The sequence below is a fragment of the Pseudomonas sp. 2VD genome (assembly GCF_005503585.1).
Classification (GTDB): Bacteria; Pseudomonadota; Gammaproteobacteria; order Pseudomonadales; family Pseudomonadaceae; genus Pseudomonas; species Pseudomonas aeruginosa.
This window is the reverse complement of record NZ_SCND01000499.1, coordinates 1-3468: the sequence shown is the minus strand read 5'-3', so window position 1 is coordinate 3468 and position 3468 is coordinate 1. Positions and strand designations below refer to the sequence as shown.

Here is a 3468-nt window from a genome sequence, read left to right as displayed (position 1 = left end):
AACTGCTACCACCTGTACCCGGCCCACGCCGCGTTCGGCGGCTACAAGAAGTCCGGCGTCGGTCGCGAGACGCACAAGATGATGCTCGACCACTACCAGCAGACCAAGAACCTGCTGGTGAGCTACGACATCAACCCGCTGGGCTTCTTCTAGTAGGACCCCGGACCGGCCGCGACCGCTCTTTCCCGGAGCGGTCGCGCCGGCTCGTGAAACACGCCGCCGAGGCTGACGGTGGCGCCCCTTCCACCTCCTCGCCAAGCCGATTGCAGAGCGGCTGGCATAGCTATTGCCTGCGTTCACCACGTACAGCACACCACCGGGAAAACCGGGGTCGATAACAACAAGATTGAGGTGAAAAACCCATGTCCCTCGAACAAACCGGCCATGCGCCCGCAACTTCCGGGGTCGACTTCGAAAGCGTCGACGCCGACTACTTCCAACACCGTCAACTGAAGAAAGGCGCCGCCGGCTGGGTCCTGCTGGTCGGGCTCGGCGTCGCCTACGTGATCTCCGGCGACTACGCCGGCTGGAACTTCGGCCTGGCCCAGGGCGGCTGGGGCGGGATGTTCCTCGCCACCCTGCTGATGGCCACCATGTACCTGTGCATGTGCTTCTCGCTCGCCGAGCTGTCTTCGATGATCCCTACCGCCGGCGGCGGCTACGGCTTCGCCCGCAGCGCCTTCGGGCCCTGGGGCGGCTTTCTCACCGGCACCGCGATCCTCATCGAATACGCCATCGCCCCGGCGGCCATCGCCTGCTTCATCGGCGCCTACTGCGAGTCGCTGTTCGGCGTCGGCGGCTGGCTGATCTACCTGGTGTTCTACATCGTGTTCATCGGCATCCACATCCTCGGCGCCGGCGAGGCGCTGAAGCTGATGTTCGTCATCACCGCGGTGGCGGCCATCGCCCTCGGCGTGTTCATTGTCGCGATGCTTCCGCACTTCGACTCGGCCAACCTGTTCAACATCCCGCAGACCGCGGCGACCGGCGCCAGCAGCTTCCTGCCGTTCGGCTATGTCGGGGTCTGGGCGGCGATCCCCTACGCGATCTGGTTCTTCCTCGCCGTCGAAGGCGTGCCGCTGGCCGCCGAGGAAACCAAGAACCCCAAGCGCGACCTGCCGCGCGGACTGATCGGCGCCATGTTGGTGCTTCTCGCCTTCGCCGCACTGATTCTGGTCGTCGGTCCCGGGGCCGCCGGAGCCAAGGAGCTGATGGGCTCGGGCAATCCCCTGGTGGAAGCGCTGGAGTCGACCTACAAGGGTTCGACCTGGATGAGCCAGTTCGTCAACCTGGTCGGCCTGGCCGGGCTGATCGCCAGCTTCTTCTCGATCATCTATGCCTACTCGCGGCAGATCTTCGCCCTCTCCCGCGCCGGCTACCTGCCGCGCAGCCTCTCGCTGACCAACCGCAAGAAGGCGCCGGTACTGGCCCTGGTGGTGCCGGGGGTGATCGGCTTCGGCCTGTCGCTGACCGGCCAGGGCGACCTGCTGATCCTGGTCGCGGTGTTCGGCGCGACCATCTCCTACGTGCTGATGATGGCCGCGCACATCACCCTGCGCATCCGCCGCCCGGACATGCAGCGCCCCTACCGCACCCCTGGCGGCATCCTCACCTCCGGCGTAGCCCTGGCGCTGGCCTGCGTCGCGGTGGTCGCCGGCTTCCTGGTCGACCCGCGGGTCGTGGTCGGCGCGGTGGCGATCTACGCTGTACTGATCGGCTACTTCGCCCTGTACAGTCGGCATCACCTGGTGTCCGGCACCCCGGAAGAGGAGTTCGCCGCGATCCAGGCGGCGGAACAGGACCTGCGCTGAGAGCGACAACGACAAAGCCCGGCCCGCCGCATGGCGAGGCCGGGCACTGGAGACACACATGGCACGTTTCACCCATAGCGTCGGCGGCGAGACCTACCGCTTCGACAGCCTCAAGGACGTGATGGCCAAGGCCAGCCCCGCGCGCTCCGGCGATTTCCTCGCCGGCGTCGCGGCGAGCAACGACGGCGAGCGGGTCGCCGCGCAGATGGCCCTGGCCGACATCCCGCTCAAACACTTCCTCGACGAGGCGCTGATTCCCTACGAGGACGACGAGGTCACCCGCCTGATCATCGACACCCACCAGCGCGACGCCTTCGCCCCGGTGTCCCATCTCACCGTCGGCGGCTTCCGCGACTGGCTGCTCGGCGACGCCGCCGACGAGGCCAGCCTGCGCGCCCTGGCTCCGGGCCTGACGCCGGAAATGGCAGCGGCGGTATCGAAGATCATGCGTGTCCAGGACCTGGTCCTGGTGGCGCAGAAGATCCGCGTGGTCACCCGCTTCCGCAACACCCTCGGCCTTCGCGGCCGACTCTCCACCCGCCTGCAACCGAACCACCCGACCGACGACCCGGCCGGAATCGCCGCGAGCATCCTCGACGGCCTGCTGTTCGGCAATGGCGACGCGATGCTCGGGATCAACCCGGCCACCGACAGCATGGCCTCGATCTGCGCCCTGCTGGAGATGCTCGACGCGATCATCCAGCGCTACGAGATTCCCACCCAGGCCTGCGTGCTGACCCACGTCACCAGCTCCATCGAGGCGATCAACCGCGGCGTGCCGCTGGACCTGGTGTTCCAGTCGATCGCCGGCACCGAGGCGGCCAATGCCAGCTTCGGCATCAGCCTGAAGATCCTCCAGGAAGGCTACGAGGCCGGGCTCAGCCAGAAGCGCGGCACCCTCGGCAACAACCTGATGTACTTCGAGACCGGCCAGGGCAGCGCGCTCTCGGCCAACGCCCATCACGGCGTCGACCAGCAGACCTGCGAGACCCGCGCCTATGCGGTGGCTCGTCACTTCAAGCCGTTCCTGGTGAACACCGTGGTCGGCTTCATCGGTCCCGAGTACCTGTACAACGGCAAGCAGATCATCCGCGCCGGCCTGGAAGACCACTTCTGCGGCAAGCTGCTCGGCGTGCCGATGGGTTGCGACATCTGCTACACCAACCATGCCGAGGCCGACCAGGACGACATGGACATGCTCCTGACCCTGCTGGGCGTCGCCGGGATCAACTTCATCATGGGCATTCCCGGCTCCGACGACGTGATGCTCAACTACCAGACCACCTCCTTCCACGACGCCCTCTATGCACGCCAGACGCTGGGCCTGAAGCCGGCGCCGGAATTCGAGGACTGGTTGCAGCGGATGGGAATCTTCACCCAGGCCGACGGGCGCATCCACTTCGGCGACGAGCTACCGCCGGCGTTCCGCCAGGCCCTGGCGCAACTGGCCTGAGGAGATGCCGATGAACGACAAGCACCTGCCCGACGCCAGCGCCGAGAACCCCTGGCTGCCGCTGCGCCAGCTGACCCCCGCGCGGATCGCCCTGGGCCGCACCGGCACCAGCCTGCCGACCCGCCCGCAACTGGACTTCCAGTACGCCCACGCCCAGGCGCGCGACGCCGTGCACCTGCCCTTCGACCATGCGGCCATCAGCGA

General features: G+C 67.2%; 4 protein-coding genes. All 4 read left to right on the top strand.

The features are described from left to right. The coding region (locus FFS27_RS30535) for an aldehyde dehydrogenase family protein (RefSeq protein ID WP_073657905.1) at positions 1-153 on the top strand (153 nt) is incomplete at its 5' end. A gap of 209 nt (positions 154-362) precedes the next feature. Then, positions 363-1811: an ethanolamine permease gene (gene eat / locus FFS27_RS30530; protein WP_137952440.1), complete on the top strand. Its 1449-nt coding sequence runs from the start codon at positions 363-365 to the stop codon at positions 1809-1811. Between the two features lie 58 nt (positions 1812-1869). Beyond that, complete coding sequence (locus FFS27_RS30525) at positions 1870-3264, top strand: ethanolamine ammonia-lyase subunit EutB (RefSeq protein WP_009313358.1); 1395 nt, start codon at positions 1870-1872, stop codon at positions 3262-3264. A gap of 10 nt (positions 3265-3274) precedes the next feature. Next, positions 3275-3468 (top strand): ethanolamine ammonia-lyase light chain EutC (locus FFS27_RS30520; RefSeq protein ID WP_171019262.1); only part of this gene is annotated, 194 nt, incomplete at its 3' end.